This window comes from Cellvibrio sp. PSBB023, assembly GCF_002007605.1.
Lineage (GTDB): Bacteria > Pseudomonadota > Gammaproteobacteria > Pseudomonadales > Cellvibrionaceae > Cellvibrio.
This window is the reverse complement of sequence record NZ_CP019799.1, coordinates 4,465,662-4,482,001: the sequence shown is the minus strand read 5'-3', so window position 1 is coordinate 4,482,001 and position 16,340 is coordinate 4,465,662. Positions and strand designations below refer to the sequence as shown.

The following is a 16,340-nucleotide window of genomic DNA, read 5'->3' as shown; positions in this document are numbered from 1 at the left end:
GCTTTATCCGTATCTTTTATTTATATCGTTTAAACAGACAAGATTATTCACTATGAAAACATTATTACCCACATCAACCGCTGGTAGCTTACCCAAGCCTTCGTGGCTTGCTCAACCTGAGACACTTTGGTCGCCCTGGAAATTGCAAGGTGATGACTTATTGGAAGGCAAACAGGATGCGTTGCGTTTGTCATTGCAGGAACAACAACAGGCAGGCATTGATATTGTTGGTGATGGCGAGCAATCGCGCCAACACTTTGTAACGACGTTTATTGAGCACCTGAGCGGCGTTGATTTTACGCAGCGCGAAACCGTTAGAATTCGGGATCGCTATGACGCGAGCGTGCCATCGGTGGTGGGCGATGTGTCGCGCCAGAAGCCGGTGTTTGTTGAAGACGCCAAGTTTCTGCGCAAGCAAACCACACAACCCATTAAATGGGCCCTACCCGGCCCCATGACGATGATTGATACGCTTTACGATGGCCACTACAAAAGCCGCGAAAAACTGGCTTGGGAATTTGCCAAAATTCTCAACCAGGAAGCGAAAGAATTAGAGGCGGCGGGCGTTGATATTATTCAATTTGATGAACCTGCCTTTAATGTGTTTTTTGATGAAGTGAATGACTGGGGCATTGCTACCTTGGAGCGAGCACTTGAAGGGCTTAAGTGCGAAACTGCAGTGCATATTTGTTATGGCTACGGCATAAAAGCCAATACTGAATGGAAAAAAACGCTGGGGTCTGAGTGGCGACAATACGAAGAGATTTTTCCCAAATTGCAAAAATCCAACATCGATATTATCTCGCTGGAATGCCACAACTCGCGCGTACCAATGGAGCTACTTGAACTGATTCGCGGAAAAAAAGTGATGGTCGGTGCGATTGACGTAGCAACCAATACCATCGAAACACCGGAGGAAGTCGCTAATACACTGCGCAAAGCCCTGCAATTTGTAGACGCCGACAAACTCTGCCCCTGCACCAACTGTGGCATGGCGCCCTTATCACGCCAAGTCGCGCTCGGCAAACTGAAAGCCTTAAGCGCAGGAGCAGACATTGTGCGCAAGGAACTCGCGCGCTGAGAAGAAGAGAGATAAATAATGGGCAGGTTGGGCAGCAATGCCCAACCTGCTGGAACTCAGCTATATTGTTGGACATACCCGCCCAACCTGCATGCTACGCACGATTAATCAGCCCAGTCGGAAAATTATTGAGCTGTACTTTTTACCTGCGCTCAATCAAATCGCAAGTCATCACAAGTCGCTTAGGTTGTTGAATGGTCGGCGCTGGTGAGCGGTGAATAATGCCTCGTCCCTCATTCCCTTCCCAAAGCTCGCCTTTGAATAAAGCTACATCGCCCGCCGCCATACGTTGAACATGGTTTTCATTCGCAGTGATGGCTCCGGGCGTATTGATTTGACTGGCAAATGCAGTGCCCAGCGCCGCGCGATTGGATAATTGATCGGGCAGCCATTCAGTGGCCAAACCGTAATAGGTAGAGATTAAGCGAATGGCGACATTATCGGTATGGAAGCGTGGGCACATAGCATGTTCAAGCGTGTTGATACGCAGGCCGAGAATTTTTGCATCGAACAAACAGGCAAACATATCCAACACCTGATGGATATCCGCATAAAACGCCGCCGCACTCACACAAGAATCTTGCATACTGATTAATGCAGGCGGAAATACACGCTGAATTTCTTCCATCAGTTGTTCAGATGAACCCGATAATTTCAGCGCGATGGTTTTGGATTTACACAGCAACTCATCCACATAACACTCAACCTCTTGCGACAATTGTCGCTGCCAAATCGCGATGCTAATGGCGTCTTCATAGATGCGTGCAAGTACAGCGGGATCTTGATCCATTGCCCAATCGGTCGTGCTCATGGTGGTATTTACTAATGCTGTCATCGCCAACTCCTGTGTTTATTCAGGCTATAAATATTTTATCCAGCGATAGGTTGAACGGCATTTGTATTCCGCAAACATCGCTGTTGGCCAATACAGCAGCAGTGCTAACAGCAAGCTAATTAACCAAATGCTATAAATGGAATCCACACCAAAATAAATGCCTTTGTTTGCGCCATAAAACGCAAAAAATACAGTGTAAATAAACAGCAGCGCATACAAATGCAGCAGGTAAAAAAACAAGGGCGCTGCGCCAAATTGTGATAGCACACTGACAAAGCGAGCTGCGTTAAATCGCTCTAGCCACACCAAGACTAATGCCATAACACCCAGGGTCAGCAATAGAAAATCTAACGAGGGTGGGTATTTGGTGAAATTAAAAAATGACATGAGCGTTTGCACAGGTGATGCAAATGTTTGCCATGGCAGCGTTTCACCGTAGAGATTGAAACCGCGCAACAGCAGGAGTAATAACAAACTGCCAATACCGGCGCCGACCAGCCAGGTTGTGCGCCGCACGGCAGGCATCTGCTTGGCGAAGAGTGGCCCCGCGCAATAACCCAACAGAATCACACCAATCCAGGGCAATAGCGGGTAACTGACTTTTATCGCCAGCGAATCGGTTTTTATCCAATAGCTGCGGTCATGCAAAATGGTCCAGAGTGAATAGCCCCATTCATCCACTGAAAATTGAATAGGCGTGAGCAGATTGTGTAGCGCGATAATGCCAACAGCGAGAAGCCACTGGGCGATGCGCGGCATTTTTACCAGAAGCGCCAAGGCCAACATACTTAAACCAATTGCCCAGATCACTTGCAAATAAATCGTGTTGAAATTTCCCATCCAGGAAAAGGTGACTAGCGTGAATTCCAGCACGATCAATAACAGCCCGCGCTTAAGCAAAAAAATGCTAACGCTTTCTGCACGCGCCGATTGTTGATACAACCAGGCCGATAAGCCGGTAAGAAAAATAAATACAGGTGCACAAAAATGCGCGGCTAATCGGCTAGCAAAGAGCGCAGGTTCGGTGGTTTCCACATCCATGGGGTCACTCACCTGACGATGCAAAAAAAATCGCTCGCGCACATGGTCAAGCAACATGATCAACATCACCAGACCGCGCAGCGCATCAATGCTTTTAATGCGCTGCGAATCAGCGGTTTTTAATTCAATAACCGGCGTTGTCATCGCGATTAAAACTCAAATTTGACACTTGCACGCACCGCGCGCGGCTCACCCGGTAAGGTCCATAGCGGTGAGTAGGAGTTATACACGTAGACTTCATCGAACAGGTTATCTACCACCAGCTCAGCACTCACACCGCGTGTGATGCCCATATCGCCGAAAAGCGACACCAGCGTGTAAGACGGCAGGCGGTAATCCGGATTCACCGTATCGCCCAAACGTGAGCTGATATAACGAGTGCGGACACCCACGGATGTATTGCGCTGCGCAATTGAAAAAGATTGTTTGAGCGATAACATCAGACTGTGATCAGGCACGTTCACCAATGGGCTACCCTCTGGCACCAATACACCCCAATCGATATTCACACTGTCGGTCAGCGAGCGAGTATCCAAATAAGCATAGGAAATAATTATGCTCAGGCCATCGGTAATATTGCCGCTTGCATCCAATTCAAAACCGGTTGAACCCGCTTTGCCAAGTGCAGCAGAAAATCCGGCATTTACCGGATCGGTTGTTAGCATGTTGGTTTTTTCTGCATCAAATATAGCGGCCGTGACTTGCCAGTCAGAGACAAATATCTTTGCTCCTAATTCTATAGATTTACTCTCTTCGGGCGCGAAAGCACGACCATAGGCATCCGTACCACTCTGCGGCACAAAACCTTCCGAATAGCTGGTGTAAATGTTCAACCAAGGTGCCGCTAAAAATACCAAACCTGCGCGCGGTGATACACGCGAATCCTTTGCGGCATTAAATTGATTGGTAACCTGCTCATGAATTTTTTGTTCGTAATCATCCAGGCGAGCACCAAGCAGTGCGCGCCAACGGCTTGATAACACCACTTGATCTTGTAGATAAATACCAACCGCTTTTTGTGTTTCCTGATTAGCATAAAGCGGGTTCACAACACCCGGCTGTGCAACACCATATTCCGGGTGATAGATATCTAACGCGTAGCTGCCTTTGGCGCCACGATAGCGCCCGAGCAGCGTAAACAAGTCGTAATCATAAGCATCAATGCCCAACATCAGATTGTGCGTAAATGAGCCAGTTGTGAGGCTGCCGCTCACTTCAGCGCGCACACTGACATCTTCCGATTCATAATCGCGATAACGGCGTTGGCGAGTAAGCAAGCCAGCGCCGTCATACAAGGATTGGCGTCCGCGCGCTAATTCCGCATCGGATGAAAAACCATTTAATTCTGATTCGCGGTAGCCAATACCAGAGGTAAATGTCCAATCATTCGCAAAGGTTTGTTGATAAGTAAGCTGATGACCGGTAGCGGAAATGCGTGTAAGCCCATCCCCCGGCTCACCCAGATAGCGGCTGCGCGGTACAGTTTCAAAATCATTATTCAATACAACATAACCGCGATCAAACAGCTGATCTTGTTTGAGATATTCTGCTTCGTATAACAGCGATGCATTGTTATCTAATAGATATTTTATGGATGGCGTGAATACTTGTTTATCACTTTCCACATAATCGCGGTAACTTTTAAAATCTTGCACAGCGCCATTGATACGCAGCGCGAGTTTGTCGGTCACACCAGTGGTGTAATCGCCCTCCAAACGGTATTGATCAAAACTACCGCCAGTCACTTTTACATAACCCTCCTGAGCAAACTCTGGCTTGCGCGTAATAATATTAATGGTTCCGCCAGGTTCACTGCGACCATAGAGCGCTGATCCTGGGCCTTTTAATATTTCCACTTGTTCAATATTGGAGGTGTCGCGATGACCACTGAAACCGCGCCCCGCATTAAAACCATTGATTAAGTAATTTGAGGGCATGTTTTCATTGCCGGGAAAACCGCGCAATGAAAAACTGTCCCACAATCCGCCGCCGTCATTTTGGCGTGAGATACTGGCGGAATAATCAAGCACATCTTGAAAGCGGTTAATCGCTCTATCGCTAAACACCGATTGATCAATCACCTGAATGGCTTGCGGCAATTCGGCGGAGGGCGCATTACCGCGATAGGCTTGATGGCTGGTTACCAACACCTCTTCAATTTGTCCCGGCACGGCGGCAAGTGACACTGGCGATATAACAAATAGTGGCGCAGAGATGACGCAGGCGCGCGCAATAAATGAGCGCTTAACAAATACTGGACGAGCAGTTAACAACATTAATGGGATTCCACAACAATAAAAATTAGCGAGAGCGACTAGTCAGTAGATTCAATGTTTTTTAAGCACACAACTCAGTGCGCATGCCCCTGCGTCCAGGTTGGAAATGGATCGGGCAATGTTTTCCAGTAATCCTGGCCTTTTAAGACCTCTTCTTCTGTGAGCAAACACTTATCCAGCTGCGCAACCACAAAATCTTTATCAATATTCTGGCCAATAAAGACCAACTCCTGACGCATATCGCCAAAAGGTTCTACCCATTTTTCCATGATGTAATTTACCTGCTCTTTGTCTTCAGGCCATTGTTCTTTAGGAATAGCTTTCCAGAACATACCTGCGGCACCGTGTTGCGCAATACCGCCCGCCTGGCTCCACTGGCCAGCCCATTGCGGGCGTGATGCCAACCAGAAAAACCCTTTTGAACGCAATAGCTTTCCTTTCACCGCTGGGCTTGAGAAAAATTCATAAATTTTTTCGGGGTGAAAGGGGCGGCGTGCATGATAGGAAAAACTGCTGATGCCATATTCTTCGGTTTCCGGTGTGTGCTGACCGCGCATTTCTTTTAGCCAGCCCGGTGCTTGCTGCGCTTTTTCAAAATTAAATTTACCGGTATTAAGCACTTTATCCAGCGATACATTGCCGCGCGCTACGGGAATAATCTCAGCATCAGGGTTCAGCTTGGTTAAAATCGCATTGAGCTCGGCGAGCTGTTCTGCAGAAATCAAATCGGTTTTACTGATTAATAACACATCGCAAAATTCAATTTGATCGACGAGCAAATCCGCCACGTTGCGCTCGTCTTCTTCTCCGAGGCTTTCGCCGGTTTCTTGCAGTGAGAGCGCATCGTAATAATCATTTAGAAAATTCACTGCATCAACAACCGTAACCATGGTGTCCAGGCGCGCAACTTGCGAGAGGCTCTGGCCGTCTTCATCCTCAAAGGTAAAAGTCTCTGCAATGGGCAGGGGTTCGGAAATGCCGGTGGATTCAATTACCAGATAATCAAAGCGCCCTTCCTTGGCCATGCGGTTGACTTCCACCAGCAAATCCTCACGCAGTGTGCAGCAGATACAGCCGTTGCTCATCTCCACCAGTTTTTCTTCGGCGCGGTTTAATTCAACCTGATTTTGGATCAACGATGAATCAATATTGACTTCGCTCATGTCGTTCACAATTACGGCGACACGGCGGTTTTCACGATTGTTCAGAATATGGTTGAGCAGTGTGGTTTTACCGGCACCTAAAAAGCCGGACAAGACAGTAACGGGCAGGAGGTTAGAGGAAAGTGGGTTCATGATCGATTGCCTGTATTTGTATAACAGCAGCTCTGCCGCAGCCATGGAGATTCGAGACACGAAAAGTCCGCCCCGAAAAGATACGTTATAATATAACACATCCATCAAAAAGGACAATTCCTTAATCGGACACATCTTGCGGGAGACCTATATGTACAGATGCAGGAAATGCAAAAAAGCAGCGATACCCGCTATGGGCCGCTGCTTTTTATGCGATAGACATGGATGCAATCAAGCTGACTGGCCGTCGACAAGTCGCTTTAATTTGAGAGGATTATCTTCACGCAATTCCGGCGGCAATAATTCATCCGGTAAATCCTGATAGCAAACCGGCCGCAAAAAACGCTCCAGCGCGGCCGTGCCTACAGAGGTGGCGCGCACATCTGTTGTTGCGGGCCAGGGGCCGCCATGAACCATTGCATGACACACTTCAACGCCAGTAGGCCAACCATTGGCAAGAATACGCCCCGCTTTGCTCTCCAGGACGGGTAAGAGTTTTCTCGCAAGGGGTAAATCTGCATCCGTAAAATGCAGGGTTGCAGTTAATTGCCCCTCTAAATGATGCAGCACACGCAGCAACTCTTGCTCATCGCGACAACGAACCAGAAGCGATGCAGCACCAAACATTTCCTCATGCAGGTTCGGATCTGCCAGAAAAGCCGTGGCGCTTGTGGCATAGAGTACGGCACGGCAAGTGTTGGGGTCATCCGAGCCGATGCCCTGAGCCAGGGTTTCAACATGTTTATTGTGGGCGATGCAAACAGTGCTGTGTTGATAAGCATTGTGAATTGCCGGGCTCAACATAGTTTGCGCACTTGATTCACGCAAAGCAGTCACAGCAGATGTTACAAAATTCTCCAGGGAGGGCTGATCCAATGCCAACAATAAACCGGGGTTAGTGCAAAATTGCCCGGCTCCCAGCGTTAATGACGCGATAAATTGTCGCCCCAGGTCATCGCCTTTTTCGCTTAATACACCGGGCAATAACACCACAGGATTCAACGCGCTGAGTTCGCCGTAAAATGGAATGGGTTGCGGCCTTGCCTGTGCAATCCGCAGCAGCGCAATTCCGCCAGCCCGTGAGCCGGTAAAGCCAACCGCTTGAATCACCGGATGGGATACCAGTGCGGCACCTACCTCTGTGCCTGCGCCAAACACCAGCGAAAAAACGCCTTCCGGCAACTGGCATTCTGCAACAGCCGACTGGATGGCACGCCCTACTAATTCTGATGTTCCCGGATGCGCTGAATGCCCTTTGACAATCACCGGGCAACCCGCAGCCAGTGCAGCGGCGGTATCGCCACCGGCAACGGAAAAGGCCAATGGAAAATTACTTGCCCCAAACACAGCAACCGGCCCAAGTGCGATGCGGCGTTGGCGGATATCCGCCCGCGGTAGCGGTTTACGCTCAGCAAGGCGGGGATCAATGCGCGGGCGATTCTGTTCACCCGCTTGAATCGTGGCCGCAAACAAACGCAATTGATGGCAGGTGCGTGCGCGCTCACCTTCCAACCTCGCTTTGGGCAACCCGGTTTCAGCCATTGCACGCACAATCAATTCGTCGCCAAGAGATTCAATATTGTGTGCAATTTTTTCCAGAAATTGCGCGCGTATAGCGGGCACAGTTTGGCGATAAGTATCAAACGCCTGCTCTGCCAATTCACAGGCGCGCTCAACATGGGCTGCGCCACCGAGTGAATAGGCAGGCTCAAGTGGTTGTCCAGTCGCAGGATTAATGGCAAATAAAGATCCTTTATCGCCCGCCACCTGTTGTGCGCCAATCAGTAATTTTCCGGTTAATGTCATTGGGGTACCTTTATTGAATACGTGCAACCAACGCGGCCAATTCTGCAACTTCAGCTTCCGTTAAATCTGTTAATGGTGTGCGCACTGGCCCCGCATCGCGCCCGACTACTTTCATACCGGCTTTGACAATAGAAACGGCATAACCCTGTTTGCGATTGCGAATTGCAATGTAAGGCAACACAAACTCATTCAATGCGGCGTACACTTTAGTGTAATCGCGCGCGCGAACGGCTTTATAAAAGTCCAATGCAAATTCAGGGACAAAGTTGAAAATTGCCGATGAGTAAGTTGTCACACCCATTTCAAGATAGGGCAACGCAAACGTTTCTGCCGTTGGCAAACCACCAATATAAGTCAGGCGATCACCAAGCCGTGCATAAATACGTGTCATCAATTCAATATCGCCGATACCATCTTTGTAGCCGACCAGATTAGGGCAGCGATCTGCCAGGCGAGCCAATTCAACATCATCAAGGCGCTGGTTTGCACGGTTATAAACAATTACGCCCAGTTTTGTCGATTTACAAATAGCCTCGACATGGGCAGCAACACCGTCTTTAGCGGCTTCGGTTAAATAAGGTGGCAACAGTAAAATACCATCTGCACCGGCAGCTTCTGCGGCGTGGCAATACTCAATCGATACGGCTGTACCGCCACCGGCAGGCGCAATCACCGGAATGTGTTTCGTCTCTTCCACAGCGGCCCGCACTACACGATCCACTTCTGCCTGGGTCAGCGAAAAAAATTCTCCCGTACCACCCGCGGCAAACATCGCCGCCGCATCATGACTGAATAGCCAATTCAAATTAGCGCGATAGGCATCCTCATCAAAAGATAAATCACTGGATTTAAAATGAGTGACGGGGAAAGAAAGTAAGCCGCTGCCCACTACCTGGGCAAATTCTTTGGGAGAATAACGAGTCACGAAATGACGCTCCTGTGTTGGATAATAAGAGCAAATTTTTGCATCGTGACTCTGTCTGGTAAAGCTTAATTGCTGACTGGGTTAATACTGTTTTTGTATCAATAAATAGATCAAAAACATAATGCAATTCAGCTGTGGAAATCACTGGAAAAACATGATTTCCACCACACTGAATCAGGTGATAGGTGCCGGATTAAATAACACCAGGGCATTGTGTAATTTCCATTTTTCGGCCCAGGTTTTACGTCCACTGGCCACATCGAGCATTAAGTGAAAAATTTCCCAACCTAATTCTTCAATGGTGATTTCACCTTCGGCAATACGTCCCGCATTTACATCCATCAAGTCATGCCAGCGCTGCGCCAACTCCGTTCGTGTAGCAACTTTGATTACAGGGCATTCAGCCAATCCATAAGGTGTGCCGCGCCCGGTTGTGAAAATATGCAAGTTCATGCCCGCCGCCAGTTGCAATGTTCCGCAAATAAAATCACTGGCAGGTGTTGAGCTGTAAACTAATCCGCGATTAATGCCCTTATCGGATAATCGCTCACCTGGGGACAATACACCGACAATAGGTGATGAGCCTGATTTGACAATTGACCCCATGGCTTTTTCAACAATATTGGACAAGCCGCCTTTTTTATTACCCGGTGTTGTGTTTGCACTGCGATCAACCATTCCAGCGGCAAGGTAATTATCGTACCACTCCATTTCTTTAATAATGGCATCGGCAACCTGTGCATTTACAGCACGCGACGTCAACTGATCGATACCGTCTCTCACTTCAGTATTTTCAGAAAACATAACCGTCGCACCGGCGCGCACTAATAAATCAGCCGCAAAACCCAAAGCCGGGTTGGCCGTAATGCCAGAGAACGCATCACTACCGCCGCATTGCATACCAACCACTAATGTAGATGCCGGGCAGGTTTCGCGTTTTCGTTGGTTCAACCGCGTTAAATGTATTTCTGCTTGCTGCATAATCGATTCAATCATGCTCATAAAACCCACGTGCTGTTCATCTTGCAAACATACAACAGCAGGACCATCTACCAGTGTGGCCGGAATTGATTCCTTGGGCATCAATCGTGCTGGCTGCATTTTTTCGCACCCGAGACTGACAATCATCACCTCACCACCAAAATTGGGGTTTAATGCAATGTTGCGCACCGTGCGAATAGGAATAGGGGCGGAGGGAGCATCAATCGCTACACCGCAACCGTAAGTATGTGCCAGCGCAACAACACCATCTACATTGGGATATTTTGGCAATAATTCTTCGCGAATGCGTTTAACCGCAAAATCCACCACACCAGCAACACACTGCACCGTTTGGCTAATAGCGAGAATATTGCGCGTCCCTACCGTACCGTCTGCATTGCGATACCCTTCAAAGGTAAATTGGGTTAATGGTTCAGCAATGAAGCCAGCCCGTGTTGCAATAGGTAAATTATCCAACCCCACTGCAGCGGGCATAGTCATAATGTTTTCGTTTACCCAACTGCCCGCCGTTATATCAAGCTTGGCAAAACCAATCGTTACCCCATAGCGAACAATTGCGCTGCCTTCAGCAATGGCGGCAAGCGCTACTTTATGCCCCTGTGGCACGGGTTCTACCAATAATAAACCGGGCAATACTTCCATGCCCGCTGGCAAACCACCTGCTGCGACAACAACAGCGACGTTATCTGTCGGATGCATTTTAATAACACGTTGGGACATCACAAAACCTCGTCATTTTTTGATCGGTGCGATTAACAATTAACGGTTAGCCGACGAATGCACTGAGTGATGCAAAGTGATTCGCTTAATATCACCGACAACAAACAGATAACTGATAATGGCAAGCGCCGCATGCGCGCCTACATAGGCCAAGGCTCCCTCAAATGACCCGGTCGTGTGAACAATGTAACCAATCACAATCGGTGTCACTATGCCAGCGGTATTGCCAAAGGTATTAAATAAACCACCCGAGAGACCGCCTGCCTCTTTGGGGGACGTATCGGAGACAACGGCCCAGCCTAAAGCCCCAACGCCTTTACCAAAAAAAGCCAGCGACATAATAGCGATCACCAATACATCGGTATCGACATAATTACAGGCAATCATTGAAGTAGACATGAACATACCAATCACAATCGGCAGCTTGCGCGCCAGAGTCAGTGAATAGCCTTTTTTCATTAATCGATCGGATAACCACCCGCCACTGATACCGCCTAAAAATCCTGCAATCGCAGGTAGCGATGCCATAAAGCCCGCTTGCAAAATATTCATGCCACGCTCTTGCACTAAATAAATTGGAAACCAGGTTAAGAAAAAATAAGTGAGCGAGTTAATACAATATTGCCCAATATAAACACCGAGCAGCATGCGCGAGCCCAATAACTCCTTAACGCACGCCAAGGTATTCACTTTGGTAGATGCATTACTGTTGGCGCTATCCAAGTCAACCAGTGCACCGCCCTCCTCAATATAACGCAACTCATTATCGCTAATGGATGGATGTTCCTTGGGGCTGTGAATAGTTTTAAGCCAAATAAGGGCAATCACAACACCCAACAAACCCATAAATAAAAAAATACTTTGCCAACCGTAGTGATACACCATCCAGCCCATTAAGGGCGCAAAGGCAACGGTCGCAAAATATTGTGCTGAATTAAAAATGGACGCAGCAAAACCACGTTCATGCGTAGGAAACCATGCGGAGGTAATGCGGCTATTACCGGGAAACGCAGGTGCCTCAGCAGCGCCCACCAATAGGCGCAATAAAATAAGCATCAGCAGTGCGGCACCACCGGTAAAAAACCCGACAAATCCCTGAAACAAAGTGAACAGCGACCACAGCAAAATACTGAAAAAATACGTCATTTTTGAGCCGAACTTATCCAGTAACCAGCCGCCGGGGATTTGCGCCAATACATAAGACCAGGCAAAGGCTGAAAATATATACCCCATTTCAATGGGAGAAAGACCTATGTCCCTGGCGATGTCAGGGCCTGCGATAGAGATGGTGGCGCGATCGGCATAATTGATGGTGGTAACAATAAATAGCATGGCAAGAATGCCCCATCGTGTTCGTGAGGCCACAGCCATGCTGCTGGCAGAACGGGTCGCAGGCACGTTGCTCATGGGTATTAAATCTCCACTTTATTAGATGTTATTGTTAAATGTTCTTCTCACCGCACCATGAAGATAGCGCACACCAGTTTGCGAGCTTATTATTTTCAAATCAAACCAATCGATAAATAAATTAATCCACATTGAGCATTAATCGCAGGCATCAAGCAGTAGACCAAGGAATCAGTGGTCAGATGAGGATAAATTCACCATGTTAACCCAAGCGGGATTTTTCCCCGTTTTATGGGATGATAACAACTGCAAGGCCCCCGTTAGTGGATGAATAGCGTATATACTGATCCGGTGTGATAACTGCCCTGCAACCACCAAAAAGCGACCGTCCGGTGATATTGTGAATGCTCGCGGTTGCGCTTCTGTTTCCCAAGAACCAATAGGATTGAGGCGGCCATTTTTCGAGTTGATCCTGTAACCGTAAAGCCTGCTGGTAGCTCGCTCCGAGGCGTATAAAAAATCCCCTTGGGGCGTGAGGTGAATATCGGCAGCCCAAGGTTTTACTCCATTCATCAATTGATGATGCTCAACAAAAGCAAGCGAGCCATCCGTAGCACGACGAGCATAAACCTGCACATATCCGCTTAACTCATTTAATACATACAAAAAATTTCCTTTCGCTGAAAACACAAAATGACGCGGCCCTGAGCCCGAAGGAAGAGTCACAGCCGGAGTCAAAATGGGTTGCAATACATCGGTTATGGACTCCTCACTATTTAAGCGAAAATAATCCACACGATCATCACCCAATAAAGAGACATAGACGAATTGGTTATCAGGACCAGCGCTGATTTGATGCGGATGAGACCCCGTCGATAAGACCTGTACATTTGGCAAAGGAATGCCCTGTGTATCTAACGTATGTACACTGATACTATTCCCTGAATAGGACGCTGCAAACAAATAATGTCCCGAGTGATCGATAGATATGTTCGCCATATTATCAACCAATGGCACTTTAGCGCGTAAGGCCAACCGTCCACTTGTGGGATCAACATCCAACACCACTAAATGATAGGGTATTGAGCGAATAGCAGCGTAGAGTATTTTTTTATTGGGTGCTAGCGCCATCGGCATGATCGCACCATCTACCGGCAGCGTTTGCAACAGATTGACCAGCCCACTGCTCTCACTCAGAGTAAAAACCGAAATTTTTTTTGCATCTGCATTGGCGACATAAATAACGGATGTGGCATAGCAAGATACTCCTGCCATACTCATCCAGAGTAATAGCAGGAGCTGTTTGAATGACAGCGATAACACCTTATGACTCAAGCTATGGTGCTATTCAAAATGTGCCGACATTTTTTGTCCGTTGATTTCTACATCAGAGAATGTGACTTTTTTCAATCCTTTGAAATCCATGAATTGGCCAGAAGATTTTACTTTTATATTTTTAAATAATACATTTTCCAGCGGCTGAACTTCCGGGGCATGACTGATAAAAAATGTGTCTACCTTATCGACAGTGATATTTTCAAACACTATGTCATGGTAATGCGAAGGGAAATTTCCGCCCAAGTAACCGGCTACGTAACTTAAATCGAACCAGAACAAGTATTTGGCGCTGCCAATATTCATATTGCGAATGCGCACCTGCTCTACGCTGCCGCCACGATCCAGATTGGCTTTTAAACGAAACGCCGAGGTGCCGTTCAGGTAATTGTTATCAGTGAAATACACATTTTTAATACCGCCCGACATTTCACTGCCTAAACCGATACCGTCTTCGCCGTCAAAAATATTATTTCTGACCACAATATTTTCACTGGGGCGAGCAATGGTACGACCATCCAAATCGCGACCGGATTTAATCGCAATAGAGTCGTCACCGGTACGGAAGTGGTTATTTTCCACCAGAATCCAGCGGCCGGAGTCAATATCCAAACCGTCATTGTTGGCAAACATACTGTCCACCTTTACACCGCGCACTTGGGCGTGATCGGTATACACCAAATGATTAACCCAGAAGGGGGAATTCAGCGCGGTGTAATCCTCCAACAGCACACGTTCTGCGTTAAGGATTTGAATTAGCGAAGGGCGCAAATAATGGCCTTTGCCAAATTGCCGCTGTTCAAGGGGCACACCGTCAAACCCCATCTGCCGCAACTTGGCGATATCGGGCGCTTGTTTTTTTGTCCAGCTTAAAAATTCACTTTTGGCGTTGCCGTCGATTTTGCCTTTACCGGTAATCGCCACGTCAGTCACTTTGTTGGCATAAATGAGCGGCGAGTAGCCGTAAATCTCGGTACCCTCCCAGCGGGTAAAGACTGCGGGCAAATAGTGTTTGGCTTGTGCACCAAACAATAAAGTAGCACCCTCTTGTAAATGTAGGTTGATGCGGCTTTGCAATTGAACCGGGCCATTGGAGAGCCAAGTGCCAGGCGGAATAATCACGCGCCCACCACCGGCTTGGGCAGCGGCGTTAATCGCGCGCATAATTGCCGGACGTGCATCTGTCTTTGCATCCTTGGGAGCATCATAAGCGGTGATGGGAAAATCCACTTGCGGAATGTTTGGCGATTGGATTTTTGCCAGGATCACATCCATTTGCTGCCAATCAGAAGGTTTATAAAAATCGGTATTGGCTTGCGCCAGTGAAACGATTAAACACTGCAGCAGTAAAACAAAAATCGTACTTGTTGTTTTCATCATGGATTCATTCTCTTTTTGCGTAGCTAAGTCAGGTTCAACGCTTATTTGAAAGCAGAAATTTCAACACCGGCCAAAATAAAAGGCCCCAAACCGTGTGGATCATCGGTGCGTATCGCCTCACTCACATAGTATTCAAAAGTGCCAGTACGATAGGGTTCATTACCCAAACCGGCACTGCCACAGGTATTTTTTAAATGCAGCTGCCCCTGATTATCCAGCTCGGTGTGACCTTGCACTATGCCAGTAAAAATATCGCGGGCGATTTGTTGGTATTTTTTCGGCAGATAATTTTTATTAACCCCCTTGGCAAATGCGTAGGCAAACATAGCGCTACCAGAGGTCTCCAGATAATTACCGTAACGGTCACCCTGATCGGTTACCTGATACCAAAGGTGGCTGGGGTGCTGCACTTTTAGCAATGCCTCAGCCAATTCATTCAGCAGGCGAATCAACTCTTTGCGCTTTGGGTGTTTGGCTGGGAAATAATCCAGCGTATCTACCAGCGCCATGGCATACCACCCCATGGAACGCGACCAGAAATGGGGAGACAGGCCAGTGCCTTTATTGGCCCACTGCTGCAGGTGACTTTCATCCCAAGCGTGATAGAGCAGACCGGTTTTTGCATCGCGGGTTTTACTTTCAATCAATAAAAACTGGTGCGCTATATCATCAAACGATTTGTTTGACTCATTAAATTGCTGTGCGTACTGGGCGTAATAAGGTGCGCCCATGTACAGACCATCCAACCACATTTGCCATGGGTAAATATTTTTGTGCCAAAATCCGCCAGTAGTGGTACGCGGCTGCCATTGCAATTGTTCACGTAGTGACTGCATAGCGACTAAATAACGCTGATCCTGATATTTCTCATGCAATAGAAACAACAACTTACCGGGATTAATGGAGTCAATATTAAATTCCGTTACAGCATAACCTTTTATCTTTCCATTTTTATCAATCAATTGATCCACAAACTGCTTAGCATAAGCAAGATATGCCTCGTTACCTGTTTTTAAATAGAGTTTTTGAAATCCATAGAGCACCAGCGAATAGGGATAACCCCATTCCGGTTCTTTAAGCTGCTTGAATTCGCGCATAGTCCAGGCTTCTGGGTGGCGCTGCATAATGGAATTTGCCATCAGCTCGGTCGCTTCTAACACACTTTTTTCTGCATAGGCAGGCGCGTAGGAACCAAGCATGGTACCCAACAACAATAGATGTACATATAAACGGAATTTATTCATAGCGATTGATCCGGGGAGGCCATTATTTTTCAAGAGAGCACCTAACCATTGAT

The 16,340-nt window shown here is 47.6% G+C and carries 12 protein-coding genes; 1 reads left to right on the top strand and 11 read right to left on the bottom strand.

Annotated features, from left to right (window positions below):
- The first annotated feature begins 52 nt into the window (after positions 1 to 52).
- On the top strand, positions 53 to 1,081 hold the full coding sequence (locus B0D95_RS19395; protein WP_078045408.1) for a methionine synthase: 1,029 nt from the start codon (positions 53 to 55) through the stop codon (positions 1,079 to 1,081).
- Positions 1,082 to 1,223: 142 nt separating this feature from the next.
- Here the strand turns inward: B0D95_RS19395 and B0D95_RS19390 are convergent, their stop codons facing one another.
- The 11 genes from B0D95_RS19390 to B0D95_RS19340 all read right to left on the bottom strand — a co-directional run bounded on the left by B0D95_RS19390 (position 1,224) and on the right by B0D95_RS19340 (position 16,287).
- On the bottom strand, positions 1,224 to 1,916 hold the full coding sequence (locus B0D95_RS19390) for a DUF1826 domain-containing protein (protein ID WP_078045407.1): 693 nt from the start codon (positions 1,914 to 1,916) through the stop codon (positions 1,224 to 1,226).
- A gap of 24 nt (positions 1,917 to 1,940) precedes the next feature.
- Positions 1,941 to 3,101 (bottom strand): DUF1624 domain-containing protein, encoded by a 1,161-nt coding sequence (locus B0D95_RS19385; RefSeq protein ID WP_078045406.1) that lies wholly within the window; start codon positions 3,099 to 3,101, stop codon positions 1,941 to 1,943.
- Between the two features lie 5 nt (positions 3,102 to 3,106).
- Positions 3,107 to 5,233, bottom strand: a complete 2,127-nt coding sequence (locus B0D95_RS19380; RefSeq protein ID WP_078045405.1) for a TonB-dependent siderophore receptor — start codon at positions 5,231 to 5,233, stop codon at positions 3,107 to 3,109.
- 74 nt (positions 5,234 to 5,307) lie between these two features.
- Positions 5,308 to 6,528, bottom strand: a complete 1,221-nt coding sequence (gene zigA, locus B0D95_RS19375) for a zinc metallochaperone GTPase ZigA (protein ID WP_078045838.1) — start codon at positions 6,526 to 6,528, stop codon at positions 5,308 to 5,310.
- Between the two features lie 231 nt (positions 6,529 to 6,759).
- On the bottom strand, positions 6,760 to 8,334 hold the full coding sequence (locus B0D95_RS19370) for an aldehyde dehydrogenase (NADP(+)) (RefSeq protein ID WP_078045404.1): 1,575 nt from the start codon (positions 8,332 to 8,334) through the stop codon (positions 6,760 to 6,762).
- Positions 8,335 to 8,344: 10 nt separating this feature from the next.
- Positions 8,345 to 9,259 carry a 5-dehydro-4-deoxyglucarate dehydratase gene (gene kdgD, locus B0D95_RS19365; RefSeq protein ID WP_078045403.1) on the bottom strand — a complete coding sequence of 305 codons (915 nt, stop codon included), beginning with the start codon at positions 9,257 to 9,259 and terminating at the stop codon, positions 8,345 to 8,347.
- 174 nt (positions 9,260 to 9,433) lie between these two features.
- A complete protein-coding gene (garD, locus tag B0D95_RS19360; RefSeq protein WP_078045402.1) occupies positions 9,434 to 10,981 on the bottom strand; it encodes a galactarate dehydratase in 1,548 nt (515 codons plus the stop codon).
- Between the two features lie 39 nt (positions 10,982 to 11,020).
- On the bottom strand, positions 11,021 to 12,388 hold the full coding sequence (locus B0D95_RS19355) for an MFS transporter (protein ID WP_078045401.1): 1,368 nt from the start codon (positions 12,386 to 12,388) through the stop codon (positions 11,021 to 11,023).
- Between the two features lie 171 nt (positions 12,389 to 12,559).
- The gene (locus B0D95_RS19350) at positions 12,560 to 13,603 is read right to left on the bottom strand and encodes a beta-propeller fold lactonase family protein (RefSeq protein ID WP_168172496.1); all 1,044 of its coding nucleotides are present in this window, start codon (positions 13,601 to 13,603) and stop codon (positions 12,560 to 12,562) included.
- 69 nt (positions 13,604 to 13,672) lie between these two features.
- Positions 13,673 to 15,043 carry a glycoside hydrolase family 28 protein gene (locus B0D95_RS19345; protein WP_078045399.1) on the bottom strand — a complete coding sequence of 457 codons (1,371 nt, stop codon included), beginning with the start codon at positions 15,041 to 15,043 and terminating at the stop codon, positions 13,673 to 13,675.
- Between the two features lie 41 nt (positions 15,044 to 15,084).
- Positions 15,085 to 16,287 carry a glycoside hydrolase family 105 protein gene (locus B0D95_RS19340; protein ID WP_078045398.1) on the bottom strand — a complete coding sequence of 401 codons (1,203 nt, stop codon included), beginning with the start codon at positions 16,285 to 16,287 and terminating at the stop codon, positions 15,085 to 15,087.
- Between the last annotated feature and the right edge of the window lie 53 nt (positions 16,288 to 16,340).

Excerpts from the sequence above, each read along its gene's own strand:
- B0D95_RS19395 (WP_078045408.1), top strand. The coding sequence starts at position 53 with ATGAAAACATTATTACCCACATCAACCGCTGGTAGCTTACCCAAGCCT.
- B0D95_RS19390 (WP_078045407.1), bottom strand. The coding sequence starts at position 1,916 with ATGACAGCATTAGTAAATACCACCATGAGCACGACCGATTGGGCAATG.
- B0D95_RS19385 (WP_078045406.1), bottom strand. The coding sequence starts at position 3,101 with ATGACAACGCCGGTTATTGAATTAAAAACCGCTGATTCGCAGCGCATT.
- B0D95_RS19380 (WP_078045405.1), bottom strand. The coding sequence starts at position 5,233 with ATGTTGTTAACTGCTCGTCCAGTATTTGTTAAGCGCTCATTTATTGCG.
- zigA (WP_078045838.1), bottom strand. The coding sequence starts at position 6,528 with ATGAACCCACTTTCCTCTAACCTCCTGCCCGTTACTGTCTTGTCCGGC.
- B0D95_RS19370 (WP_078045404.1), bottom strand. The coding sequence starts at position 8,334 with ATGACATTAACCGGAAAATTACTGATTGGCGCACAACAGGTGGCGGGC.
- garD (WP_078045402.1), bottom strand. The coding sequence starts at position 10,981 with ATGTCCCAACGTGTTATTAAAATGCATCCGACAGATAACGTCGCTGTT.
- B0D95_RS19355 (WP_078045401.1), bottom strand. The coding sequence starts at position 12,388 with ATGAGCAACGTGCCTGCGACCCGTTCTGCCAGCAGCATGGCTGTGGCC.
- B0D95_RS19350 (WP_168172496.1), bottom strand. The coding sequence starts at position 13,603 with ATGGCAGGAGTATCTTGCTATGCCACATCCGTTATTTATGTCGCCAAT.
- B0D95_RS19345 (WP_078045399.1), bottom strand. The coding sequence starts at position 15,043 with ATGATGAAAACAACAAGTACGATTTTTGTTTTACTGCTGCAGTGTTTA.
- B0D95_RS19340 (WP_078045398.1), bottom strand. The coding sequence starts at position 16,287 with ATGAATAAATTCCGTTTATATGTACATCTATTGTTGTTGGGTACCATG.